Annotated in this window: 23 protein-coding genes; 1 reads left to right on the top strand and 22 read right to left on the bottom strand. The window is 44.2% G+C overall.

The window, feature by feature from the left end; genetic code table 11:
* Positions 1-44 precede the first annotated feature (44 nt).
* The 13 genes from POW22_RS08855 to POW22_RS08915 all read right to left on the bottom strand — a co-directional run bounded on the left by POW22_RS08855 (position 45) and on the right by POW22_RS08915 (position 14,928).
* Positions 45-2,438: a glycoside hydrolase family 31 protein gene (locus tag POW22_RS08855; protein WP_272832297.1), complete on the bottom strand. Its 2,394-nt coding sequence runs from the start codon at positions 2,436-2,438 to the stop codon at positions 45-47.
* A gap of 24 nt (positions 2,439-2,462) precedes the next feature.
* The gene (gene glgB / locus POW22_RS08860) at positions 2,463-4,385 is read right to left on the bottom strand and encodes a 1,4-alpha-glucan branching protein GlgB (protein ID WP_272832298.1); all 1,923 of its coding nucleotides are present in this window, start codon (positions 4,383-4,385) and stop codon (positions 2,463-2,465) included.
* 8 nt (positions 4,386-4,393) lie between these two features.
* A complete protein-coding gene (locus tag POW22_RS08865; RefSeq protein ID WP_272832299.1) occupies positions 4,394-6,019 on the bottom strand; it encodes a trehalose synthase in 1,626 nt (541 codons plus the stop codon).
* On the bottom strand, positions 6,019-7,998 hold the full coding sequence (locus tag POW22_RS08870) for an alpha-1,4-glucan--maltose-1-phosphate maltosyltransferase (protein WP_272832300.1): 1,980 nt from the start codon (positions 7,996-7,998) through the stop codon (positions 6,019-6,021). Before POW22_RS08870 ends, POW22_RS08865 begins: the two co-directional genes overlap by 1 nt.
* 85 nt (positions 7,999-8,083) lie before the next feature.
* Entirely contained in the window at positions 8,084-8,509 is a 426-nt protein-coding gene (locus POW22_RS08875; RefSeq protein WP_272832301.1) for a DUF2147 domain-containing protein, read from the bottom strand.
* Positions 8,510-8,555: 46 nt separating this feature from the next.
* On the bottom strand, positions 8,556-9,254 hold the full coding sequence (locus POW22_RS08880) for a hypothetical protein (protein ID WP_272832302.1): 699 nt from the start codon (positions 9,252-9,254) through the stop codon (positions 8,556-8,558).
* Positions 9,251-10,024: an SOS response-associated peptidase gene (locus POW22_RS08885; RefSeq protein WP_272832303.1), complete on the bottom strand. Its 774-nt coding sequence runs from the start codon at positions 10,022-10,024 to the stop codon at positions 9,251-9,253. Before POW22_RS08885 ends, POW22_RS08880 begins: the two co-directional genes overlap by 4 nt.
* Positions 10,024-10,482: a hypothetical protein gene (locus tag POW22_RS08890; RefSeq protein ID WP_272832304.1), complete on the bottom strand. Its 459-nt coding sequence runs from the start codon at positions 10,480-10,482 to the stop codon at positions 10,024-10,026. The genes POW22_RS08885 and POW22_RS08890 overlap by 1 nt, the downstream gene beginning before the upstream one ends.
* Before the next feature lies 1 nt (position 10,483).
* Positions 10,484-11,023, bottom strand: coding sequence for a CIA30 family protein (locus tag POW22_RS08895; protein WP_272832305.1), 540 nt, complete (start codon positions 11,021-11,023; stop codon positions 10,484-10,486).
* Between the two features lie 66 nt (positions 11,024-11,089).
* A complete protein-coding gene (locus tag POW22_RS08900) occupies positions 11,090-12,796 on the bottom strand; it encodes a T9SS type B sorting domain-containing protein (RefSeq protein ID WP_272832307.1) in 1,707 nt (568 codons plus the stop codon).
* 39 nt (positions 12,797-12,835) lie between these two features.
* Positions 12,836-13,267, bottom strand: a complete 432-nt coding sequence (locus tag POW22_RS08905) for a hypothetical protein (protein WP_272832308.1) — start codon at positions 13,265-13,267, stop codon at positions 12,836-12,838.
* A 75-nt stretch (positions 13,268-13,342) separates the two neighbouring features.
* Complete coding sequence (locus tag POW22_RS08910; RefSeq protein ID WP_272832309.1) at positions 13,343-14,014, bottom strand: chloramphenicol acetyltransferase; 672 nt, start codon at positions 14,012-14,014, stop codon at positions 13,343-13,345.
* Between the two features lie 38 nt (positions 14,015-14,052).
* Positions 14,053-14,928 carry an AraC family transcriptional regulator gene (locus POW22_RS08915; RefSeq protein WP_336407712.1) on the bottom strand — a complete coding sequence of 292 codons (876 nt, stop codon included), beginning with the start codon at positions 14,926-14,928 and terminating at the stop codon, positions 14,053-14,055.
* Between the two features lie 210 nt (positions 14,929-15,138).
* Here POW22_RS08915 and POW22_RS08920 point away from each other — a divergent pair, with 210 nt between their 5' ends.
* Positions 15,139-15,465: a DUF3244 domain-containing protein gene (locus POW22_RS08920; RefSeq protein WP_272832310.1), complete on the top strand. Its 327-nt coding sequence runs from the start codon at positions 15,139-15,141 to the stop codon at positions 15,463-15,465.
* A gap of 70 nt (positions 15,466-15,535) precedes the next feature.
* Here the strand turns inward: POW22_RS08920 and POW22_RS08925 are convergent, their stop codons facing one another.
* From POW22_RS08925 to POW22_RS08965, 9 genes are all read right to left on the bottom strand, one after another.
* On the bottom strand, positions 15,536-15,952 hold the full coding sequence (locus POW22_RS08925; protein WP_272832311.1) for a VOC family protein: 417 nt from the start codon (positions 15,950-15,952) through the stop codon (positions 15,536-15,538).
* Positions 15,952-17,478: a M20/M25/M40 family metallo-hydrolase gene (locus POW22_RS08930; RefSeq protein WP_272832312.1), complete on the bottom strand. Its 1,527-nt coding sequence runs from the start codon at positions 17,476-17,478 to the stop codon at positions 15,952-15,954. The genes POW22_RS08925 and POW22_RS08930 overlap by 1 nt, the downstream gene beginning before the upstream one ends.
* A 1-nt stretch (position 17,479) precedes the next feature.
* A complete protein-coding gene (locus POW22_RS08935; protein ID WP_272832313.1) occupies positions 17,480-19,912 on the bottom strand; it encodes an alpha-L-rhamnosidase-related protein in 2,433 nt (810 codons plus the stop codon).
* Between the two features lie 93 nt (positions 19,913-20,005).
* On the bottom strand, positions 20,006-20,809 hold the full coding sequence (locus tag POW22_RS08940) for a hypothetical protein (RefSeq protein ID WP_272832314.1): 804 nt from the start codon (positions 20,807-20,809) through the stop codon (positions 20,006-20,008).
* A gap of 60 nt (positions 20,810-20,869) precedes the next feature.
* On the bottom strand, positions 20,870-21,538 hold the full coding sequence (locus POW22_RS08945; protein ID WP_272832315.1) for a leucine-rich repeat domain-containing protein: 669 nt from the start codon (positions 21,536-21,538) through the stop codon (positions 20,870-20,872).
* A gap of 40 nt (positions 21,539-21,578) precedes the next feature.
* Positions 21,579-22,094 carry a GNAT family N-acetyltransferase gene (locus POW22_RS08950; protein ID WP_272832316.1) on the bottom strand — a complete coding sequence of 172 codons (516 nt, stop codon included), beginning with the start codon at positions 22,092-22,094 and terminating at the stop codon, positions 21,579-21,581.
* 3 nt (positions 22,095-22,097) lie between these two features.
* Positions 22,098-22,874: a carboxylesterase family protein gene (locus POW22_RS08955; protein ID WP_272832317.1), complete on the bottom strand. Its 777-nt coding sequence runs from the start codon at positions 22,872-22,874 to the stop codon at positions 22,098-22,100.
* An 8-nt stretch (positions 22,875-22,882) separates the two neighbouring features.
* A complete protein-coding gene (locus POW22_RS08960) occupies positions 22,883-23,545 on the bottom strand; it encodes a hypothetical protein (protein WP_272832318.1) in 663 nt (220 codons plus the stop codon).
* Positions 23,542-24,000, bottom strand: a complete 459-nt coding sequence (locus POW22_RS08965) for a hypothetical protein (RefSeq protein ID WP_272832319.1) — start codon at positions 23,998-24,000, stop codon at positions 23,542-23,544. The genes POW22_RS08960 and POW22_RS08965 overlap by 4 nt, the downstream gene beginning before the upstream one ends.
* Positions 24,001-24,005 lie beyond the last annotated feature (5 nt).

Below are 24,005 nucleotides of genomic sequence, written 5' to 3' on the forward strand. Positions count from 1 at the left end.
GATATCAAATATCCTTGGCCTTTTTTAGTTCAATTTTAGGGTGATTATTCCCCGATCAAATGAAGCTCACTAAAGTCTTTAGTGATCTCTAAAGTGGCTTCTCCATTAAACTTAATACTTGTATCCAATTGGTTGTCCAATTCAATAGCAGTGACCTTGAATGGCAAGCCGTGGAACTTTAAAGTAATCGTGTCATATTCGGTGACGTATTTGCCTTCCTTGTGTTGTTGGATGATCAGTTCATTGGACTTTCCAGTCAACTTGAAAGAACGCATACTAAAGCGGCCTTTCTTGTAGTCGTAGCCATCCTGAGCATCTTCATAGACCTTGGCCTTTCCTTTTCCTTCTTTGAAGTAAACATCTAAGGTCAGCGTTTCGATCTTTTTCTCTCCAACGTATTGCTGTACAGGATATTTAGGAATCATGGCTCCACTTCTTACAAAGAGTGGAATCTTGTTGATGTCAGCGTCTACCCAAAGCTCCTTTCCGCCTTCAACAACCTCATCACTCCAGTAGTTGTACCAATGTCCGCGCGGGATGTACATACGGCGCCCTTGTGCGTTCGGCTCTAAGATAGGACACACCAAAATGTCGTTTCCAAAAATGAACTCATCCGTTCGGTAAAAGGTCTGGTGATCCTCTTGATCAAAATAAACCAAAGGCTTGATCATTGGGATACCATCCTGAGCGTATTCCCAGAACATGGTATACAGGTAGGGAAGTAGCTCGTAGCGCATTTCCACATAGTCACGCACTATGTTGGTCACTTCTTCATCAAAAGACCACGGCTCTTGATCTCCGTGATCTCCAGAAGAGTGAACGCGACAGAAGGGGTGGAATACACCCAACTGTACCCATCGGCTAAAGAGTTCTCCTGTAGGCTGCTCGGCAAATCCACCGATGTCAGTTCCAATAAAGGACATTCCAGACAGACACATGCGTTGGATCTGTTGGTTAGCTACCCAAAGGTGTTCCCAAGTCGCTACGTTATCTCCAGTCCAAGAAGAGCAGTATCGCTGCGCTCCAGAATATGCAGAGCGTGTAATGATGAACGGTCGCTTTGGATAGGTATACTTTTTAACGCCGTGATAGGTGGCACGCGCCATTTGCATCCCGTAAATATTATGTGCTTTGCGGTGACTACACGGATGCCCGTCATAATCGTGGCGAACATCTAGCGGGAAGGTTTTGGTAGGAACCTCCATAACGGCCGGTTCATTCATATCGTTCCAAACTCCGTGAACTCCAGTTTCTCCAATAAGCTCATGGTATAGATCTGCCCACCATTCGCGTACTTTTGGATTGGTGAAGTCTGGGAAATTACACTCTCCCGGCCATACCTTTCCTTTCATTAAAGGTCCGTCTGCGCGTTTGCAGAAATAATCCTTTTCTAGGGCTTCTTTATAGATGTCGTAATCTTTGTCAATCTTGATCCCTGGATCGATGATAGCTACGGTTTTAAAGCCATCTTCTTCCAGTTCGTCAATCATTTTCTTCGGATCTGGGAAATAGTCGTTATTCCACGTAAAACAACGGAATCCGTCCATATAGTCAATGTCCAGATAAATGGCATCACAAGGAATTCTCAGTTCTCTGAACTTGCTGGCTACCTCGCGAACATTGCTTTCTGGATAATAACTCCACTTACTCTGGTGGAAGCCAAGCGCCCATAGTGGCGGCATCTCTGGCTTTCCGGTAAGATCGGTATAGCTACTTACTACGCGATCAATTCCAGGTCCGTAAATAAAATAGTAGTTCATTTCACCTCCTTGTGCCCAAAAGCTGGTGGTGTCACGACGTTCTTGGCAGAAGTCAAAGAAGGTTCTAAAGGTATTGTCAAAAAAGATCCCGTAGGCCTTGTCGGAATGCAATCCGACGTAAAAAGGAATGGCCTTGTACAAAGGATCTTGATCTTTCCCAAAAGCATATTGATCAGTTACCCAATTCTCTACGCGCTTGCCTTTGAGGTTGAAGTGCATCGGTTTGTCACCCAAACCGTAATAACTCTCCATTTTTTGCGCCTGCTTGCTCATTTTGACAATGTCCGAGCCGTGTTCGTAACTAAACTCCCAGTGGAAGCCGGCTTCGTCTTCATTGATCAAAGTTCCGTCTATGTCGTAGATGCGCTTTTTAAGCGATACACGATCAATGTGCAAGACCAACTTGGCCGTCTTGATGATATAGGTGTCTGGAGTTTCCTTATACTCCAAATGATTGTATCCGTGGGTAGCATTCTTATCAAGGGCGTAGCTAAAATCAGGAGGAAAATTACCTTCTGTCGCATAACGGAATCTAAACATACTGTCGCGAATCACAGTGATTTGCAGCAGCACGCCGTTGTTAGAAGCTATATTGAATGTATCCGCCTTTTGACTAAAGGTGGTTATCGGTCCTGGGAATTGATTCCCTTTCCGTTCGAGTTCTGTATTTGTAATCATTTATTAATGAGGTCTTTGGTGGGGTTAAGATTTACTTTGTACGCGTTTAAGCACTTTAATGCCTAATGGAGGTAAGGTAAAGGTCATGGAGTAATCTCTATGATGCCATGGAATTTCCTCTGCTTTTGGGCGCTGTTTGCTAATCACGCCGCTACCGCCAAATTTAGGGTCATCTGAGTTAAAGATCTCCCGATAGGCGCCAGCTTCTGGCAGACCAATGCGATAATCCTCGCGCACCACAGGGGTCATATTGCAAATAATAATTAGGTCGTCCTTAGGGTCATTTCCTTTGCGAATGTAGGCCATAACCGAGTTTTCACTGTCGGTATAGTCAATCCACTCGTAGCCTTCGGCACTGAATTGCTTTTCGTGTAAAGCTTTTTCTTTTCTGTAGAGTCCGTTTAGGGCTGCTACGTAATTCTGCATGTTTTTATGATCGGCATGCTCAGTAAGATGCCAGTCCAAGCTGCTGCTAAAGTCCCATTCTGCCCATTGGCCAAATTCGCCACCCATAAAGAGTAGTTTTGAACCCGGGTGGGTAAACATACAACCGTAGAGCAAACGGAGGTTTGCAAAGCGTTGCCACGTATCTCCGGGCATACGATCCAAGATGGACTTCTTGCCGTAAACCACTTCATCGTGGCTTAAGGGCAGCATAAAGTTTTCTGTAAAGGCGTAGGTGAGACTAAAGGTGATGTCGTTTTGATGGTGTTGACGATAGATCGGCTCCTTTTTAAAATACTCCAAGGTATCGTGCATCCAACCCATCATCCACTTCATACCAAAACCAAGTCCGCCTAAAAAAGTAGGCTTAGAGACCATCGGGAAGCTAGTAGATTCTTCTGCTATGGTCTGCACTCCTGGAAATTCACCGTAAACGGCTTCATTGAGTTCTTTAAAGAATGAGATCGCGTCTAAATTCTCACGACCGCCAAATTGGTTGGGTTCCCATTCACCATCTTCACGAGAGTAGTCTAAATAAAGCATTGAAGCTACTGCGTCTACACGCAGGCCATCTGCGTGATAATGATCCAGCCAAAATAAAGCATTACTGATCAAAAAGGCGCGTACTTCATTGCGTCCATAGTTAAAGATCAAACTCTTCCAATCTGGGTGGTATCCCTTTTTACGATCCGGATGCTCATAAACATGAGTTCCGTCAAAGAGTCCTAAACCGTGCGCGTCTTCTGGAAAGTGAGAAGGTACCCAGTCCAAGATCACACCAATGCCTTCTGCATGCAGGGCGTCGATCAAATATTTTAAGTCTTCTGGTTTTCCAAAACGAGAAGTAGGTGAGAAGTAACCGGTTAGTTGGTATCCCCATGAAGGATCATAGGGGTACTCCATGATCGGCATGAATTCCACATGCGTGAACTGCATCTTTTTGACATAGGCAACCAGTTCCGTTGCCAATTCAATATAGGTCAGCGGTCGGTCCTCGGCAGTATTGCGCATCCAAGATCCTAGATGTACCTCGTAAACTGAAAAAGGTTTATCCAAGGCATTGTGCTTAGGTCTTTCTTTGATCCAAGAGCTGTCCTTCCATTTGTAGGGAGCATCCCAAACAATAGAAGCTGTTTTGGGTGGATGCTCTGTTCTGAAAGCAAAAGGATCTGCCTTTTCAGTCTTTATATCGTTGTGATTGCTGTGGATCTTATACTTGTATTTCGCTCCTTTTTGAACTCCGGGAATAAAGCCTTCCCAGATCCCAGAAGAATCCCAACGAATATTCAGCGGATGCTCGCCTTCCAACCAATAGTTAAAATCTCCGATCACAGAGACTGCCTTAGCGGCAGGCGCCCAAACGGCAAAGTATACCCCTTGAACCCCATCGACTTCTGTGATATGGGCACCAAACTTTTCATATAGCTTGAAGTGCTTTCCACCTTTGAAGAGGTCTATATCAAAATCACTAAAAAAACTGTGAGCAATTACCTTATTAGACATGGTTTGATTTAGTTTTCATTCATTATTGATGCGATTCCTTCTAGCGGGATCACAGCCCAACGCGGACGCGCGTTCATTTCATAGCCGAGCTCATAAACGGCTTTTTCTAACATGGCGTACTTGAGCATAAATACGCGCTCTTGGTTATAACCAATATTGATGTTTGCATTGCGGATCACATCCGTATAGGTATTTAAAAACACCCCGATCATGTAGCGATACAGCAATTCTCCAGCGGCAAAAAGCTCTTTTTGTTCATACGGAAAATGTTCTCCTTCATTGAAGATGGTCGCGTAGATCGCGTAATGAAAAGATCGGAACAGTCCTGCAACATCCTTAAGAGGTGGCTGCTTGACCTTTCTATCGCGAATGGTGCTTTCTGGTTCTCCTTCAAAATCTAAAATGAAGAAGTCTCCGTTTTGAACCAGAATCTGACCTAAATGATAATCGCCATGCACGCGCAGACGTTCTCCTTTGAGTTTGGTCCAATTAAAGGTTAAAAAACGTTTTCTGATCTCGTTCTTATTATCGAGAAAATTTTGTGCCAGCTCCAATGCCAAGCCGTCTAGCTTGTGCAAGTTGTTCTCTAAGGTGTTCAAGCGATTTTGAAACTGATACAGCAAACGGTTTTTAAGCCAAACCTCGTAATCACCATTAAAACGTTCAGGTGCAAAGGCGGTTTCTTCAAACTCAGAGCCTAAGGCAATGTGCATTTCCGCCGTTCTTCTGGCCAGTTGTTGCAATTCCAAGAAAATGCTCAAACCTGCCCAGTCAATGATCTGTGGTGGCACATCTGCTATGGTGAGGCGCTCAAACATCTCGGTATGCGGAAGCTCATTGATCTTAATGCTTTTGTGGGCCAAGTTTTCAAAAACTCCTTTGAGTTTGCCCAGCATATATTCCCAAGCGTCTCCCTCATTAGGCACCAAGCCTTGCATCAAAGCAATGGTGATGACCAATTTGTCTGAATCAATGATATTGATACTTCCTTGATAGCTCGGCGTATTTTTAAATCCTTTTTTGTCGGAGAGGAATCGGGACATCTCATAATCCGGATTCTTATTGGCGTAGATACGTCTAAAGAACTTGATCACTAAACGCTCGTTGATGATGATGGAGGTGTTGGATTGCTCCATCCCCATAAATCGAGAAGACTCATAGGCCGTTTCTACAAAAGATTCGCCGCGGTGGTATTTGACACGTTCTTCTTCGCCGGCTTGAGCATGTAAGATACGCTCAAAGACCAACTTTCTAAAGGCTTCCAAGTTTACAGCATCTATCAAGAACCCTTCGTTGCCCTGAATGCTCAAATTCATGATCCGATCTTCTTTAGCGAAGTTCTCATCGGTCACAAAAGCGATTGGCAAGAAGTAATGCTGATAAAAGGCTTCTTCAAAATTGATCTCCAGGATCAATCCGTAATAGACTTCACCGTGTTGTTCAATCCTAAAGTACTCTTGCAGGTCAATATATTTCAAACGGCTGGATTTACCGCCGTACCAGCGCTGCTGAACAATATAGCGTTCCAATACCTCAGAAAGGAACATTTTTACAAAGCCTGGGTCGTCCATGAGGGCTTCCCAAGCAACGTTAAAGTTGGTTGTGCTCTTCACAGTTGATTTGCCCTTAGCCATTACTTTTTAATTTTAAACAAGTGAAAGGGTAGTGCCGGGTGCAGCTCGACAAAATTCCAGCGTTTGTCCCAAATATAGCTGCTTTCCGTAATAAGATCGTGTACTGTAACGGCCTGTCCTTCTTGTATTCCCATAGCCTCTAAAGGCAATTCCACCCAACCGCTTTGCGGATAGTAAGGATCTAGATTAACCACCATTAAGGTTTGATTATCTCCGTCCACATCACTTTTAAAATAGGCCAAAAGCTGATCGTTCTCTACCCCCAAGAACTGAATGTTATTGGTTTGCTGTAGCGATGCGTTTTGATGTCTGATGTGATTGATCTTACTGATCAGGGTAGTGAGTTTGTTCTCAGCTTCCCAGTTCCAATGACGCAATTGGTACTTTTCTGAATCCCAATACTCTTCTTTGCCAGGAACGGCGTCGCTCACCATATACTCGTATACCGGGCCGTATAGTCCGGTATTGGAACTCAAAGTAGCAGCTAAGAAATAACGGCTCAAATGAATGGCCTCGTTTCCTCCTTGCAGTGCCCATGGGTTAATGTCTGGCGTGTTGGGCCAAAAGTTGGGTCTAAAGAAGTATTTCTGATCCGTTTTGGTGAGTTCCTCAACGTATTCGATCAGTTCTTGTTTGCTGTTTCTCCAAGTAAAATAGGTATAGGATTGACTAAAACCTTGTTTGGCCAATTGATGCATGACCGCCGGACGCGTAAAGGCCTCAGAGAGGAACAACACGTCTGGATATTTCTTTTTAACCTCTGCCATCAACCATCCCCAGAAATAAAAAGGCTTGGTGTGTGGGTTATCTACTCTAAAGATGCGAATGCCAAATTCCTCCACCCAATACAAGGCGCAGTTTAGCATTTCTTCCCAGAGGTTCTTCCAATCCGTACTCTCAAAATAGATCGGGAGGATGTCTTGATATTTTTTAGGCGGATTCTCTGCGTACTGCACCGTTCCGTCCGGACGCCATTTAAACCATTCTGGATTTGACTTTACCCAAGGATGATCTGGAGCTGCTTGAAGCGCAAAATCCATCGCTACTTCAATACCCAACTCTTTTGCTTTATCTACCAATGACTTAAAGTCTGCTTCATTACCCAAATCTGGGTGCAGGCTTTTGTGTCCGCCTTCTTCGGCTCCGATTCCCCAAGGAGAACCTACATCGCCGTCTAAAGCTTCTGTGCTGTTGTTCTTCCCCTTGCGATTTACGCGCCCAATAGGATGAACAGGAGGGAAGTATAAAACATCAAAGCCCATTTTTGCCACTCTTGGCAATAAGGCTTCACAATCTTTAAAGGTTCCGTGCTGGCCTTCCTCACGAGCTGCCGAACGCGGGAAGAATTCATACCATGTACTAAAACGCGCTTTCTCACGATCTGCATAAGCTTCCAAAGCCTCAGATTCATTGACAACGCTTTTGATCGGGTATTTTATAAAGATCTGATGCAATTCTTCAGATCTCGATGCTGCCTCTGCTTTTTCATACTGATTGGAATCTTTAAAGGCTTCTATGAGCTCTTTTAAATACTTTTTCTCAGTTGCATTCGCAGCTTTGTGGATTTCTTCTAAGTACTCTGCACCTTCTAACAGTTCTGAATTGACGTGTTGATTGTCATCAATTTTACGTTCAATCCCGTGCTGCCAGTTTAGGGCGTGATCTACCCAAGCTTGAATTTTATATTGATAGCCTCCTTGCTTTGCGGTATGGAAACCGGCTGCCCAACCATCATTTCCTGTGGGTTGCATACGGACTTCGATCCATTTAAGTTCCGATTGGTGTTTGTATAAAAGGGAACAGGCAATGACATCATGACCATCGCCAACTACCGTTGCTGTAACGGGGAGGTATTCGCCCACAATGCTTTTGATGGCGTAAGTTCCGCCTTCTAATTGTGGGTATATGTTTTCAATAATTACACGACTTTGGTTCATCAGAAGTGATTTACTGGTTTGGTTGGCTGTAAAGATAAACATTAGACCCCTCACTTGGTTCTCCTAAGGGCCTAATTACCAGTAAAAATTATCGAAAACGTTTGCGCGAAATCGCACAATTTTAAGCCTATTCTTTGATGCGCTCAAACACTTCTGTACGACCGAAGAGAGAGATGCCAATATAGCCGCGTGCTTTGAGGTCCCCATCGGGTTCTAACCACATTTTACAGGAGTAGATATTTCCGTTTTGTGGATCGTATATTTTCCCGTCGACATACTTTCCATCGTCGTATGAGAAATCCGTTAAGAAAACCAAACCTAAGAGCGATTGACTGCGTTTTTTGGGATCAGGATTTAAAGTATCTCGACCCGCTCTTTCGGTCCAAACAGTTTTGCCGTAGTATTGATTCCCTTCTTTGTAGATCTCAATTTTTGCATTCTTAGTAGGCGTCCAATAGCGCCCTAGAACAGCGTCGGGACCTTTGCCACTATTTTGCGCAAATGCAATTAGCGGTAACAAAAAAAGTGAAAAATTGAACAGATATTTTTTCATAGCGTTTTGAATCTCTGTGTATTGGGTCGTGAACTCCTTGTGAAAATTACTGTTGAAGATCCAGCTTTTCAAAGGTACGGGTCTCTATGGCCTTGACCACCCCGTCTGAGATCACTGCTCTGGAGGTCCATCGGCCTTGATCATCACGAGATCGAACTTCATAACTGCTGGGAAATCGATTACCATTAGCGTCTATATATACATAACCAGTCTCTTCACCTTGCTCGTCAAACTGATACTCATAGTTCCATTGCACAACGGCATTGGGCCCGGGAGCGGTGCCGTCAATACGCGTTTTTCCATCATTCTCATATTTTGAAAATCCGCGATACATCTCTACACCCGTTGCTGCATCATGCGCTCTAAAGCCTACACGCCGGCCTTGATCGTCCAGATCGTATTTGTAGGTGATCTTGAGTTCGCCCTTCTCAAAATAGCGAGAGCCAGATTTTTGCCCTTCCTCGTTGTAGGTGTATTGATCTTCCCAGGCAATACTGCCGTCTCTGTTGTAGAACAGATTGGCCAGTTCGTTTCCCTGATCCCCATAGATCACCGTTTGCAAGGCTTGTAATGCATCTTTCACCATTACTCCAGAAGAATCTTTAACACTAAAGCCTCTAATGATTGCGCGTTCCGTAGGTAACTCTTCAATTTTAGCCGTAGTAGTGGGTGTTTCTGTTTGCTCTTTACAGCTCGAAAAAACAATTAATAAAAGCGTTATTAAGGTCCAATAGCTCTTGTTCATAGTGCCAAATTTAAGGCTTCATATTTAAATGGTTCGGTAATTTCTGGAACATTTCCTGGATAGTTTTTTCCGCGGAGTTTTGCCACCGGATGGGCATCAAGTTTACTTTCTTGCCAAGGTCTTATCAATGCGTCTAGGGCTTCTTTTTGCTTCGGATTTCTCGGGTCTGCATGCAACCAAAGCTCAGCCTCTTGTTCGTTTAGTAGAACCGGCATCCGTGCTTCTTTGGCTTTAGGGTTGTTGTGGATTTTAGCCATCATAGCATTGGCCTTAGTAGTCACCAAACTAAAACTGGTCCAAACCTCTCCGCTTTGACGGTCAGTCCATTCGCTCCAAAGGCCAGCCATGCATATGGGAGATTGGTCTTGGTTGTAAATAAAGAAGGGGTAGGCATCTCCGTCTTGGTGGTGATGTTCAAAGAACCCATCCACATAAACCAAACATCTTTTGCTTTTAAAGGCATCTCTAAAGGAGGGTTTCTCTGCTATAGTTTCCCCACGCGCATTGATGGTGGAATTCCAAAGTTTATTTTTTAGATCACTGTCCTTAACCCAATGCGGGATCAAACCCCAATGGGCAATAATGGGTTTAAAGGGATCTTCTGCCGTATAGATGAGTAATTTAGGATGTGCAAAACCGCTTTTGTGATGTGCTGGCAGGTCTGTATAAGGCGCTAACTTTTGCTCAATTTCCAAGATCGCAGCCAGGTCGTTGTTGCGTTTGGCGCGTTGGAGTTGGGATTCAAGACTGGCTTTAATATCGTAACACATCAGAGGGTGAAATCTTTTGCTCTTAAGGCTTGTGCAGCCCGTTGATTGAGTTGAAAGTCTAGCGAATTTACAAAAGATTCTATTTTTTGATTTCTAAAGCAGCTGCGGATGCTATCGTTATAAGCTACAAGACTTTTGTAGTGATTGAGCAAATGGCTCGCACCTGTATTATAACCGTGCTCCCTGCACCATTGCAGATAATCTTCGCTTTCTTCTACTATTTCTAAATGATCCAAACAGCAGGCTATATGCAATAAGGGATTGTCTATTTGAAGATCCCCGTATTCATCGTCTAAATAAAGCGTAATCGGTTTATTTGCCATACTGAATGACACGCTACTGTGCTCTGGTATTATGGCTGCAGCGTCTGAAAGTAAGCTTACTTGAATATCATATTTTTCCACGAAAGACTTTAAAGCGATCAGTTCGGGATAGTTGGGATATTCAGCTTGAGCCATGCTAACTGAACTTTATAAAATCTACTTCAATACTGTAGATTCCAGCGCGCTTTTCATCAGAAATAAGTCCTAAACGAATGATCTTTTTTAAGACTTGGGGACTGATGGCATTGCCAGTGGCTTTACCCACGCGGTACTCTTTAAAATCATTTAAATCAAGACTGATGGTTTTCCATTGTCCATCAGTTTCTGGGAGTGACGCTTTGTAGTTGGGACGATACCACAAACGGCTGTTGTTTAAAGTCAGGGCAAAATCCATACCGGTGGAGCGGTATTTTATAATTACCGTGCTAAATCTGGAGAGGTCCATCGCTTCAAAAGGTCCGCGGGCAGAGGCAAATCCGCCGTTGTTCTCCAAAGACACTTGCCCTTCAAAGATAAAACTGGTTGGTGTGTAGTTCAGGTTACCGCTGGACATCCCACCCATAACGCCATCATTGAGCGCAAACCATTCTTGGTTGTTGCCCTGGGTTCCAAAATCGATCAGTAAGGGTTGAGTTGCCCACATAACGAAAACGCCTATTAGAAGTACGATCTTCATGGCTATTTTTACTCAAATTTACGGCTTTATTTGCCAAATTCCGAGTGGGTAAAAAAGAAATAACCTTTATCTAACTAAGGAGAAATACCCTCTAAAAACTTGATTGTCAAAAGTTTCAGCCCGATACCAATATCCTGAGGAAGGCAGCGGGTTTCCACGGTAGATTCCATCCCATCCACGGCCATTGGGATTGATTCGTGCCAAGAGCTTTCCGTAACGATCATAAATGTAAATGTCACGCAGGGGCAGTGGATCAATTCGCGGTGCGATATAGTTCCACAGATCATTTACCCCATCACCATTTGGGGAGAAGTATGGCGGAAATCCAGTAGGAGGGAACAACAATCTAAACGGGCGTTCAACAATTCCACAGCCGTTTTTATCGCGAATGTATAAGGTATAATTGCCTTCCGTGAGTCCGTTGAATTCTGGGGAATCCTGATAGGGTCCATCAATAGCTAGGGCAAACTCGTAATCACCGATACCAGAAACCACGGTCTCCACATTGAAGAAATCTCCAAACTGCCGAATAAAAAACTCGTCTATCTGTGCTTCTTGTGAGGCGACCACAGTGAACTCAGAGGAACTGGCACATTCCAAGAGCGATCCTTGTCCATCATCCGTAGTGATATAAGCCTCATAAATATAATTGCCGGTCTCTTCCAGTTCCACGGTGGCGGTTTCTGAGATCAAGAGCAGGTCGCCAGATTTGGTTACCCGATACCAGCGGTAACCATCCGCAGGATCTGGAGCGGTAACCACTCGAGGGATATCGCCCAAACAAATTCCAATGCTGTCCGGAAAGCTGATCTCTGGATTCAACACCACGAGTTCTCCAGTCTCCTCATCAAAGAAGGGCCCGCAGCCCAAGATGGTTGAGAAGGATTCCTGAGGACAATCTACTGCCTGGCCGGCATCGTTGAAAGGAATGATGCGGACAAAATAGGTGTTGTTGGGTTCAAAATTGAATACAAAGGTGGAGGTAGTGGTAAAGATGGCTCCATCCACCACATCATTTTCAAATGGAGAACGCCCGATAAATAACAAATAACCTGTGGCTCCGGGTACGGGTTCCCATTCCAATAAGGGGGAAAGCGCCACATTGAACTGGCCGTCCACTGGGTTGATGAGCATGGTACATCCTGGGGGTTCTCCCAAAGAACCCGTGATAAAGGATTCTTCAGTACAGCCCGTTGCAATGCCGTTTTCATTGTAGGGTACGATCTCCACAAAGATCTCCGTAGCTGCTGGAAAGTCTGCAGGAGGATTGTAACTCAAGGTGTTACCCACGTCTAAATTCAGTTCAATATCTCCAAGCCCTGGAGCTGTTCCAATGGTAAGGCGGTATCCCGTAGCTCGAGGAGCGTAGTTCCAACTCAGGTTGGTTCCGACATTAACTCCTGTATCACCGTCTAAGGGTGAATTCAAGTTGGTACAGGTCGGTGGATTGACCTCGTTACGCGTAGTAAATGGGATGGCATCACAAATAATGTCTGGCTGATCAAAGAAGAAAAGTGTAATGGTGACATAGATGGTTGTAGACTCTGGTAAGCCTAAAGGCGGATTGTAAGTAGTCACCGAGCCAACCGGTTGATTAGAGACGATCTCACCGCCTCCTGGAGTAGTTCCTAAGGAGACCACATAACCGGTTACTCCAACAACCTCTTCCCAAGAAATTGCAGTATCAACGGGCACATTGGTAGCTCCTGCTGTGGGTAAGGTCAAATTTGGACATTCTTGGGCAAAGCCTGATAGGCTCAACAGGAAAGCCACTAAGAATGACCTAAAAAGCATACTGAAATGCAAACGCGGTTAATACTTACATTGTTGTCCCAAAAAGGTGACAATCTCATCTGGCTTTTCCAAGGTTCCCCTGTAATTCACGCAGTTACCGTCTACGCTCAGAAATTCTATCAGAACTCCATTGTTGCGATTAATCATTTGCTGCACTTCATCCAAAGGACCTTTTGAATCGTCAAACCAAATCCGATAAGAACAGGAATTGATCCACTTAATAATGCCGTATTTTGGGTTTTCGGCATTCTCGGGAAGCAGCCCTTTAGGCGCGCTATCCACAGTTTCTACTAAGGATTCTCCTTGACGCGTGATCATATAGGAAACCGGTAATTCCTCGGTTGGGGGAATATAGAAACTTCCATCTTTAAAATCAGCACAAAAGCTATCCTGAGCCTGCACTGATCCGAAGAACAATAACAACAAACCCAAAACGATGCAGGAACGCATTCCTGTTTGACCCCAAACGCTGCTTTTAACGATCAATTGTAGTGTCGCAATTTTTGATAAAGATAGGTAAAAATGCTAAAGCCCGTCAGGCTTTAACGAACCGTTTTGATTCAAGAACTCTTGAATTTTGTCCACCAATTGGCCTACATGGAAACCGTCCATTAATCCGTGATGAACATGAATGGCGCAAGGAATTCGCAAGCGGTCTGATTCTGAGACCATTTTACCAAAACTGATCTTTGGACAACTGTCTGGAAAAGAAAAACTACGCGCATGGGACAGGCTGCTAAAGTCTAACCAAGGGAGCACCGAATAATGAATCGAATCCAGACGTTTGGTGTCTTCAGTAATGCCCAAGCCGGGTCTTAAAAGTGCAGCCTCACGCTCGGGAAGAGCCCCTTTTAGGAAATCCTCATAGTTATCGGCAAAAGGCATATAGGTAAAAACAAAGCTTTGATCCTCTTTGAGTTGAACGGCATTGAGGTGAATGGTGTCGAATACCACAGGCATATTATCAATGATCCTGTAGCTAAAGGATTCCACAGCATTACTGGCCCAAGCTGCGGCATAAAGGTAGTAAAGCGATAAGCTGTACCCTTTGGATTTACAATAAGCATATGCCTTGGTGAGGTCCAATTGCACGGTGACCCCAAAAAAGGGCTCCTCCATAGCAGAAAAGAATTCAAAATGCTCTTTGCGATTCCAGTTATCTAGATCTAACGGGCGGTATGTGGCCGAATCATTCATGGAGATAAAATTCGGCAATTTAGGTCATTGGCGCAAACCTATTCGAGCACCTTTTGAATTTCGTTGCGATACTGTGACGGGCTTTTACCGCTGAATTTTTTAAAGAGTTTATTAAAGTGACTGAAGTTGTTGAAACCGCTGTCGTAGCAAATATCCGTGATTCCCATAGGTTCTTCTGCTAAAAGGCGAGAGGCGTGAACCAAGCGATGCTCGTTGACAAACTGCGTAAAGGTCTTTCCAGTTTTCTTTTTAAAGAATCGGCTAAAGGCTTGTTCTGTCATGCTGACCATATTGGCGGCTTCTGCCAGCGGGATATGACGCGTGTACTCTTTATTGACAAAGTCATAGAGCAATTCTAAACGATTGTTGTCTTGCGGTTTGGCTTCAATAATTACGGAATCAATATTGAGGAGCTCATATTGATTGCTTAAAGAGAGTTGCTCTAAAATGTTGAGCAGTCCTGTGAGTTTGTTCAGAGGCGTCATTGTTGTTAAGGCAGAAATTTGCTTGCCGATCTCTTCTTTGGTCTCCCCGTAAAAGACGATTCCTTGTTTACCGCGCTTAAAGAGTTTTTTGATCTGACTCATTTCTGGCTTCTCAAAGAACTCAGGGCCTAAGAAGTCCTCATTGAATTGAATCACGACTTCTTCAGAGTTTCCGGTCAATCGATCGGTAAAGCCAAAATGGGGCACATTACTGCCAATTAGGACCAGATCTCCTTCACTGTAATAAGACAAGTGATTGCCAATATGCCGCTTTCCAGATCCTTTATCTACATATACCAGTTCAATTTCTGGGTGAAAATGCCAGGCCGCCCGGTCCTGTTTGCGCTGCTCAGCAAAGTTGTTCACGCTAAAGGAACTGCCTAAGGCGGGGGCTATGGCTTCCAATAAGGGTTGTTTGTTCATTTTCATGACGTTTGGGTTATATCACGTATTGAAGTTGGCATAAATCGTACCAAAGCAGCTATGCAAATTTAGCTAAAACATATGCTATTTTAACCCGATTATTAATTGAACTAGGCTATTGGGTTAAAAATACACAGATAATGAGCAATTCTGTGGTAGTACAAAAGCGGGAATCGTCGGACATTTGTAATGTTCAATTTTTAAAACTATTTAGTTATGAAATTCAAGAATGTAATCGCAGCAGTAGCATTGACAGTATCAATGGCTGCAACAGCAAACACTGGAAACCCTACAACAAACCCTGTTTCAATTCAGGAAGATGCAAACGTAGTGCGCGTTTCTGTACTCAACACGACCCTAGATACCTACAAGGTATATGTATATAATCAAAACGGAGAGCTTATTCACAAGTCTTATTTAGGTGATGCTGCCTCAATTGGTCAGCAGTTTGACTTCAACGATGCTCCAGAAGGAAGGTATACATTCAAGCTGGTTAACGCCAGTGGGAACACCTACAGTTATTCGGTTAACGCCGGAGCCTAGTTAGATTACCTGCACTTAGGTACTGTTTATTTGGTTGTAAAAAGGGTGGCGTTAGCCGCCCTTTTTTAATTTAGGGCTGATAGAAATCCGCCGAACTCGCTTTAAGGGTAGTTAACTCGACGGTATGTCCATCCGGATCTTTAGTGTAGACGGATAGAAAATGATGATGATCTTTTTCGGTAAAAGAGATTCCCAAACTGCTATAATGATCAACTGCGGCACTGTAGGCCTCATTGCTTAGGGTAAAGGCAAAGTGATCAATCTTCACATTATTGGAATCGATTGGGCATTCAGCATCCTGTAGATCCGCGGGAAAGATGGCAATGCCTGTTTCTCCTGCTAACATAAAAATAGGGTAGGCGCCCCATTCGGGCACATTAACGCGTTTCAAACCCAAGACCTTTTCATACCAAGCAATAGAAGCGTTCATGTCCTTTACATTGATAGCGACATGGTCCAATCTGCTTATTTCAAAAGGATGCGCCATTAGTTTTCAAAAGAAGTGCTCAGAATACTCAAGATCACTTTGATCCCATCACGAATGTTCCCAATACGAATGTTCTCATTAGGGTTGTGCTGATTGTTGTCCATATTGACCAATGGAACAATGATCGCTGGGATTTCCAGTTGGTTTACCGCGGGAATGATGGGCACTGTACCGCCCATTGTTCTTATCCGAACCGGAGGCTGACCAAAACTCGCAGTGATGGCATCAGAGAGTTGCAGGCCAAAAGGACTTGCCATATCAGTTCTAAACGCATTAACGCCTGCATTACCGTCAAAACTCACGATCTTAGAATAGGTAAGGCGTTCTTCCGCTGTTGGAGCGCGGTCAATTAAATAATAACCTTGTTTCTTTATGTGCGCTTTGATTTTCTCTAAGAGCGCTGCGCCGTCCGTTTCAGCAACTAAGCGCACGTCAAAGTGAGCCCGAGCCCATTCGGGTATGATGGTTTTGAGCCCTGGACCTTTCCAAGAGGTTTCAATATGTCTAATATTCAAGGAGGGATATTGCATGGCGAGTTGATAGGTAGCGGCAACTTGCTCCGCTTCACTCAAACCAAGTTTAGTTACAATTTCCTGCTGATCATCGGGAACCGCGTTGAGTATGGCTAGTTCAGCTTCTGTAAGTTCGATGCCCTCATAATAGCCGTCAATAAGTACACGCCCGTCTGGCCCTTTCATGCTAGCCAACAATTGACTCAAAGTAAAAACGGGATTGGGAGCCACATTGCCGTAATGCCCGCTGTGTTGGGGCAATTCTGCGCCATAGGTAGTTATGCTGAATCTAGCTATACCGCGGCATCCAAAGGTCAAGGTAGGTTGATTGCTGTTGTGCGCCGGCCCGTCTAAAATCAGCATATAATCGGCAGCGTAACGATCACTGTACTTTTCAAGGGTAGATAGAAAGGCCTCAGAACCTGCTTCTTCCTGAAGATCCAAAATGACCTTGAGGTTGTGCTTCGGTTGTTCCCCAGACTCTTTGAGGATATCCATGGCCGCGAGCAACATGCTTATGGGCGCCTTATCGTCTGCAGCGGCACGACCAAAGATGCGCCAGTCCATATCAATATCGCCATTAAGACGGTCCCAAGAGATGGTCTCCCAATTCCCCGATTGTCCTTCTTGTTTCAATACTGGTTTAAAAGGGTCCTCTTGATCCCAATTGTCTGGATTTACTGCCTGTCCGTCTAAATGCAAATAATAGAGCAGGGTAGTGGCTTTAGGATCTACGGTCAATTCTGCAAAGAAAACGGGTAGCCCGTCTGATTCTAAAAGAGAAACCTCAAAACCTCTGGCTTCAAAATAATCGGTGGCCACCTTTACGTTGACCATCATATCGTCTGTATTGGCAGCGATATTGGGGTAGCTCACAAAGTCCTTGTGCGTTAAAAGCGTTTGTTTGAGCTTGGCGTCAATGGCGGCATCCCAATTTTTTTGGCCGTGAGCTCCCAAGGGGAGCAAAAGCAATACAAGGAGAGCAAAAGTGTATAATTGACCGATTCTGTGCATGTTAGCGCTTATTGATATTGAGTTCTAAATTCTTTCCACGAGTGCTAAACGCTTCTATATCGCCTTCAGCTTCATTGGCAACGCCTTCATTGAAACTGTAAGTGAGTTCTTGAACCATAGGAAGCTCTAAGACAATCTCCCAATCGTCCGCGGTTTGATTTACACGGATCTGCTTTTGACCGTTCTCGGTTTCGTCAAAGTAAATGGAGATGATATTATCAGCAACCTTCACATTCTCCAAACTGGCAATGTTCCACTCGCTTGGCATTTGCGGGCGAATGTATACCGTCTTTTTATGCGCCATCGGCTGAATTCCAAAGAATTGCTGTACTAGAGGCACACCGTAGCCGTAAATGTTCCATGCTTGTACAATCATTCCGTAATCAGGCGAGACCTCATACATAGAGCCCGGCAAGGCATAACTAAAACTACGGGTCATCTTCTGCAAATAATTCAAGGCTTTATCCGGTCTACCATAATTATTTTCTCCAACAATTTGTACCGCTGTAGGCAAAGTCATTACTGCTCCCGTATAGGAAAAGATCTCTGGCCCTTTAAAGGATCCGTCATCACTTCCTGCGGATTCGTCTCGGTCAATTCCGGTGACGAACATCCCAAAAGGATTGGCATAATTAGCGCCCGTATCTAAGGCTTTCATGGCCTTTTCAGGATCTGCAATCTTCATTTCCATAGGTGTATTCACCACCCAGTTGTGATGCAATACAAAGGGTCTTGGTGTCGCAGAAGGATTCGCTTTGATCTGCGCTCGAGTCGCTTTAAGCTCTTCTACAGCCCAAGGTTTGTCTAAGGTGTCTGCGCGTACAATAGCATCTTCAATAAGGTGTAAGGCCTGCTGGTCTGTTCCTATGAAGTCCGCAAAGGAATTGAACTCCTCAGACCAAAACTCTTCATTGATCTTTACTGCCATTTGATCTGCTGTGGCTTGGTATTGCTGAGCCAATTCGGCCTTGCCGAGAACTTCAGCCATTGCAGCGGCATCTGCAAAGGCACGCTGGGTGTAAGCAGCGACGTCTATCATTTCACTGTCCATGCCGTGGATCTCCATCATCCCGAAGCCATCTGGGAATAAGTTGCCATCCACGTCTTGAGAATCCATCAGCCAAGCCAATCCTTTTTCTACAGTTGGGAAGTAGCGTTCTAAAAAGGCTTTATCTCCATTCCATTTAAAGACTTCCCAAATCAAGGAAGCGAACTGGGGCGTCTCGTTAATGTTCCCTGGGTTGAATACGGCACCATTTGTTGACATTTCGTGAATGATCCTTCCGTTGCCATTGACGGCCTCAGATACAGAATCCAACAAAGCGATCGTAGATTCCACAATCTCAGTTTGTCCAATGGTCATATAGCCTTTTAAGGCGTATTCACTGTCCACGCCAAACCACCACGGATAATCAGGGATACCAGCGGTGATCCCACGACCCACATGCGGCACATCACGGATCACCCAATCTGAATTGTATTTAAGCCACTCAAAGGCCTCTTCAATCTTTTTATCTGGAATGGTGAGTTTGCTTTGATTGGCTAAAGCTGCCATACGGGCTTTCTTTGCTTCAAGCAGGGCAGGCCAGTTGTCACGAATGTCTTTATTTTCTGAATAGCTAATCGCTCTAGATTCATAACTACCACTAATGACGAATTGAAAGTCCCTTGATTCTCCAGCAGGAATATTCATTCTAAAACTTTGCGTTGCTGCCAAGCCATTTCCGTTGTAGGGCGATTCCATGGTAGTGAAATTGTTATTGTTTTCTGCATCACGCATTTCGGCAGTTAAATTAGTGCTGACAATACAATGGTATTCCATTTCACTATCACTGAAATAAATATGTCCATCTTTATTCATGCTGGCTTGGTCTTGACCATCTTTCATATCGGTGCGTTCTCCTAACCAGGTAGGCATTAAGTCAGAATAGAGATGCAGATTCAATCCAAAGGATTTGTCTTCAGCACTTGTATTGGTAAAGGTGTACCAAACTACAATGCCTTGCTTACCGTCTGGAGCGAACTGTGTGCGATTAACTTGGAGGTCCGTATTAGCTATGGAACCATAGTCATGAGAATTCCCCCAAGGATAGTTGGTGAACTTATCAGCCTTTTGGAGCATAATTATATCTCGCCCAGTTTCAATGCTTAAACCAAACCCATCCAAGAGTTTGATGGGATGATTCCAAACTCCGCCCATCTCACCGGTAATGTGCCAGCCCAACTCTGGAAAGCTTCCGTCCTGATGGCCCACCATATAAACGCGGTCGCCGGCAGTGACAAAAGGAGAGTCGAGGTATTCCTCTTTTCCTTCGAGGAATACTTCCTTAGTTGCAGTATTGTCATTTTTGATGTCTTCTGAAGCGTCTTTACAGCTGTTAAGAGCAATTAGGCTCAGGCCACAAGCCATGAGCAGAACCGAGGATTTCTTCATAGAAAAGTGCGTGTGTATCCCGTAGGGATTGGTTTTAGAAACGAAACTCTAAGATAATTGGAAATGCGCTATTCACAAAATACCCACGGAGGCTTATTTGATCTGCCAATGGATGTGATCATCATGCCGTACCGCATGACAACCTTGAAAACGCACCTTGTTTGAACCAATTCCCAAGCGGTGTTTTAAATGCGGCTCAACAAATATTTTATGTGTAGCGCCATTAGCACTGAGGTTTTGCAATAAGCGCGTATTGAGTTTGGCGTCAAAGGCCAAATCCTTATTGGGAACGCCCAAAGTGAGCCAAGCTGTTTTGTCGTATTGTTTGTTACCAGAATTAAGACAGACTTCGGTTTGATTGAACTCTCCCAATTTAGGCGACTCAAAGACCCCATAACCGCTCCGAGAAGGTTTATCGTTGGTCAGTTTGCCAAATTCATCGCGATACACAAAGCTCAGATCGATCTTCTTGCCGTCATTATGACTCAGATGTGGAAACAGCGGAAACCCGTCAATAAACGGAAAGTTTGCGTCTAAATAGACCAGGACCAGATCGGGCTCTTGCTGTTGCATTTGCGCAGCGAGTTCTTCCAATTGCGCCCTGAGTTCTGGAGTGACATAATGCCGATTAAGCAGTCTGTAGCCATAATTGTGGGCTTGGATCTTCTCATTCTGAGGCAATTCTACCCGCCCAAAATAAGACGCTAATTGCGGAATGCCCCAAAGGTTTAGTACGAGGTAACCAATGATAAATACAGCTGCACGTTTGATGGTCTTGCGCTGTTGAGGTCGGTAAAACAGCAATACCAATCCATAAAGGAGTCCGCCCACTTGTGTGAGCGCGGTCAGTATTGCAATGATGGTTAGATGCGTAAGGAATTTTATCGCAGTCTTCATAGCGTTATTAAAACGCTAAATCACCGAACTAAATTATATATGTAAGCGAAGTCTTACTGCTTAATTGCAGTTGGTGTTGTAACTGTCATCAGTATCAATGACCCAATCTGCCGGAATATCTGCCTGTTGCGCGCTAGAAACCTGTACGCAGGTCAGTGGATTATTTACCACATCTAGAACCGTCAAAGAAGTATTCGCAGAAACATCTAAACTCTCCAACTGATTGCCCGGAACTACTAATTGCTGCAGGGCTGCATTGTTGCTGATGTTGATACTCTCTAAGGCATTGTCAATAAGACTGATCTTTTCCAGATCGGCCAAAGCAGAAACGTTAAGCGCGGTGACCTGATTAAAATCGGCAAAAATGAATTTGAGTTTGCCATTTGTAGAAATAGGTAAACTCTCCAGTTGATTGTCGTTGACCCAAAGGTTCTCCAAATTGACAAAATCTTGGATCCCGCTCAGATCGCTAATTCCTTGATCGTTAAGCACCAAACTGGTCACGTTCTCTATATTGGCTGTAAGAACAAATCCGTCTACTTCGTCGTCAAAATTCAGCAGAACTAGAGCTTGTTCAAAAGCAGAATCTGCAATAGCCGTCTTGGGAGGCTCCTGTTGTTGTCCTCCGGAATTATTGTTATTATCTGGCGTATCATCATTGTTGTCTGAAGAACAACCGATCAAAGTAAATACGGCAAAAAAGATGGCGAAGTAGTTGGCGCTGCGCATGTTGTCTGTTTAGCATAGAACAACTCGGCCTTAGAAATTCCTACTCGTTGAGGACAATTTCATAATAATCAAGCCAAGCTTCGTCATTGGGTAATTGAACCTTTTTGACAAAACTCAAGCCTAAACGCTGAATTAAATTCACGGAAGTCTTGTTGTCTGGCAAAACTATAGCAGACACCTTTTGCAGACGTAGGTCGTTTTTTGCATAATCCAAAAGCGCAAAGGCAGCTTCTGATCCATAACCGTTTCCTTCAAACTCGGGTAGGAGTGCAAAACCGATATCAACTACGTCCAAGCCTGGTCGGTTGAACAACCCACAGGTTCCTACCGGCTTTTTGGAGTGTTTTTCAAACACGGCGTAGTTTCCATAACCGTGCTCTTTAAAATGAACTTCCATTTTCTCTTGGATATAGTTGCGGGCTTTATCCACATTGTTGATGTTTCGGTCCCCGATGTATTTGAGCCATTTGGGACTGTTCTGTAGGGCATAGATGAATTCTGCATCACTGGGCTGCACTGGATTCAGTTCAAGTCTTTCCGTTTTAATTACAGCCATAGATCATTCTTTAGATTGCGCAAAGAGCCAAGAGAGTAGCTCAGGGTTAGCAAAGGTGGCCGTCCAACTGTCGTGCCCAACATCAGGATAAACAGTGAACTGCACATCAGCATCAATGCGTTTTAGAGCGTCTACCATCTGCTGCGAATATTTAATGGGTACCACTTGATCGGCATCTCCATGAAAGATCCACCAGGGTTGACGATCCAGCTTACCAGCAATAGCAGGATTGGCGCCACCACAGATAGCAAAAGCAGCGGCAAAGGTTCTTGGATTGCGTCTAACGAGTTCAAAGGTTCCCATAGCCCCCATGGATAGACCTCCAATATAGATTCTGTTTTTATCTACGGAATAGTTCTTTTGTAAATCTTTGAGCAGGCCTTCCAAGAGGTCTTGTTCCATTTTCTGAGTATTGCCTCTGGGGTAGGTAATGGTTACACCATCTGGAGTTTGTGAATATTCCATATTGGCCCAATAACCATCTAAGGGGCATTGCGGAAATACAACGATTGCTGGATAGTCTTCACGGATCGCATCCGAAGCAAATAATGCACCACCATGCTTTAGCTGCGCACTGTTGTCACTGCCGCGCTCTCCCGAACCGTGTAAAAACATGACTAAAGGATAAGCGATATCGGGATTGTAATGCTTGGGCAGTAAGATTCGATAGGGGAGTTCCCCATCACGTCCAACAAAGGTCTGTTTTTCAAAACGATCCAGATCTTGGGCCATCAAAGAGCCACTGAACAAGAGTAATAACAGCAGAAGGAATCGTTTCATTGCCTAAGCTATTTGAAGTTTATGTCTGAGATATAAAAGAAGTCCTGACTGTCAATCCACGATTGTAGGGTATAGGCATCTTCTTTCTTCTCGATCACTTGGTAGTAATAACGATCCCCTGGGTTGCTGAGCTGATCGCGGACTTCATTAGTGCTGGATTCAAAGATCAACACAAAGGTGTCTTTGGAGAGCCATTCCATTTTTAGCCGTGTAGCGGTCCCGTCTGGGAATTGATCGCTCCAATAACCATCCTTAACTATGACATTTACCGTATAGTCTTTTTCTGCGTAATAGAAGGATTCCTGTCCTTTAAAGTCTTTGAGGTCTCTACGGCTAGCTTTAGAAGGAATTTTCTCGTCTGAGGTAGCCCAATCATCATCGGGTTCTAATTTGATCAATAACTCGTTTATTTCTCCACATTGGGTTTGCATGCGATAGAACACTTTACTCACCGCTTCATCTCGTTCTTTAAACGGCAGTTTCATGATCTCCGGTCCGGCGACCTCTTCAAACATCACGTTAAACTCCGTGTAGTCTTCCGCTGTGCTTAGGTAATCCATCTTACTGCAGACAATGGCAACAATTTCATCAATACGCTCATCGGTAGATTCTTGAGCAAAACTCTGGGTGCTTATCAGCGTTAAACAGGCTAAAAGGAAATAGTACTTCATCGGTAAGTTTTTCTAATACGTAACAAGATAGTGAGAATTATAAGTGCAAATACATTAAGGCCGAATTGCTTGGGTGTGCGTTTGGGAATCAGCTCTAATTCAAATTCTGAGACTCCCGCAATGAGTTCTACGCTTTGAGTTTCTAAGCCATAAGTGAAGGCCAGTCCAATTCCACCGGCAAAATAGTAGCTCCAACCCCAGGCAGCGAATGTAACTAGCTGAAGCAATTGTATCACGATGCCCAGTTCTGATGCTCGTTGATTCTCCTTATTCAGAAATAAATAACCCACATAAAAGAAAAGACTGAACAATACCGTTTGTGTGATCAAGGTGAACCAGAACCAACTGTCATCTCCTGGATGTCTCAGCCTTAAAAAACTCACCAGTAAACCAATGAGCCCACCTACCATGAAATAGTAGGTCATAAAGCCAACACGTCTGTCTTTGTTCTTCATTGTTA

Origin of the sequence: Gilvibacter sediminis (assembly GCF_028561565.1) — a bacterium.
GTDB lineage: Bacteria > Bacteroidota > Bacteroidia > Flavobacteriales > Flavobacteriaceae > Gilvibacter > Gilvibacter sediminis.

Excerpts from the sequence above, each read along its gene's own strand:
- POW22_RS08865 (WP_272832299.1), bottom strand. The coding sequence starts at position 6,019 with ATGGCTAAGGGCAAATCAACTGTGAAGAGCACAACCAACTTTAACGTT.
- POW22_RS08950 (WP_272832316.1), bottom strand. The coding sequence starts at position 22,094 with ATGGCTGTAATTAAAACGGAAAGACTTGAACTGAATCCAGTGCAGCCC.
- POW22_RS08910 (WP_272832309.1), bottom strand. The coding sequence starts at position 14,014 with ATGAATGATTCGGCCACATACCGCCCGTTAGATCTAGATAACTGGAAT.
- POW22_RS08925 (WP_272832311.1), bottom strand. The coding sequence starts at position 15,952 with ATGGCGCATCCTTTTGAAATAAGCAGATTGGACCATGTCGCTATCAAT.
- POW22_RS08915 (WP_336407712.1), bottom strand. The coding sequence starts at position 14,928 with ATGAAAATGAACAAACAACCCTTATTGGAAGCCATAGCCCCCGCCTTA.
- POW22_RS08960 (WP_272832318.1), bottom strand. The coding sequence starts at position 23,545 with ATGAAGTACTATTTCCTTTTAGCCTGTTTAACGCTGATAAGCACCCAG.
- POW22_RS08955 (WP_272832317.1), bottom strand. The coding sequence starts at position 22,874 with ATGAAACGATTCCTTCTGCTGTTATTACTCTTGTTCAGTGGCTCTTTG.
- POW22_RS08940 (WP_272832314.1), bottom strand. The coding sequence starts at position 20,809 with ATGAAGACTGCGATAAAATTCCTTACGCATCTAACCATCATTGCAATA.
- POW22_RS08895 (WP_272832305.1), bottom strand. The coding sequence starts at position 11,023 with ATGAAGATCGTACTTCTAATAGGCGTTTTCGTTATGTGGGCAACTCAA.
- POW22_RS08880 (WP_272832302.1), bottom strand. The coding sequence starts at position 9,254 with ATGAACAAGAGCTATTGGACCTTAATAACGCTTTTATTAATTGTTTTT.
- POW22_RS08855 (WP_272832297.1), bottom strand. The coding sequence starts at position 2,438 with ATGATTACAAATACAGAACTCGAACGGAAAGGGAATCAATTCCCAGGA.
- POW22_RS08935 (WP_272832313.1), bottom strand. The coding sequence starts at position 19,912 with ATGAAGAAATCCTCGGTTCTGCTCATGGCTTGTGGCCTGAGCCTAATT.
- POW22_RS08885 (WP_272832303.1), bottom strand. The coding sequence starts at position 10,024 with ATGTGTTACGATATTAAAGCCAGTCTTGAATCCCAACTCCAACGCGCC.
- POW22_RS08930 (WP_272832312.1), bottom strand. The coding sequence starts at position 17,478 with ATGCACAGAATCGGTCAATTATACACTTTTGCTCTCCTTGTATTGCTT.
- POW22_RS08890 (WP_272832304.1), bottom strand. The coding sequence starts at position 10,482 with ATGGCTCAAGCTGAATATCCCAACTATCCCGAACTGATCGCTTTAAAG.
- POW22_RS08945 (WP_272832315.1), bottom strand. The coding sequence starts at position 21,538 with ATGCGCAGCGCCAACTACTTCGCCATCTTTTTTGCCGTATTTACTTTG.
- POW22_RS08875 (WP_272832301.1), bottom strand. The coding sequence starts at position 8,509 with ATGAAAAAATATCTGTTCAATTTTTCACTTTTTTTGTTACCGCTAATT.
- POW22_RS08965 (WP_272832319.1), bottom strand. The coding sequence starts at position 24,000 with ATGAAGAACAAAGACAGACGTGTTGGCTTTATGACCTACTATTTCATG.
- POW22_RS08905 (WP_272832308.1), bottom strand. The coding sequence starts at position 13,267 with ATGCGTTCCTGCATCGTTTTGGGTTTGTTGTTATTGTTCTTCGGATCA.
- glgB (WP_272832298.1), bottom strand. The coding sequence starts at position 4,385 with ATGTCTAATAAGGTAATTGCTCACAGTTTTTTTAGTGATTTTGATATA.
- POW22_RS08870 (WP_272832300.1), bottom strand. The coding sequence starts at position 7,998 with ATGTTTATCTTTACAGCCAACCAAACCAGTAAATCACTTCTGATGAAC.
- POW22_RS08920 (WP_272832310.1), top strand. The coding sequence starts at position 15,139 with ATGAAATTCAAGAATGTAATCGCAGCAGTAGCATTGACAGTATCAATG.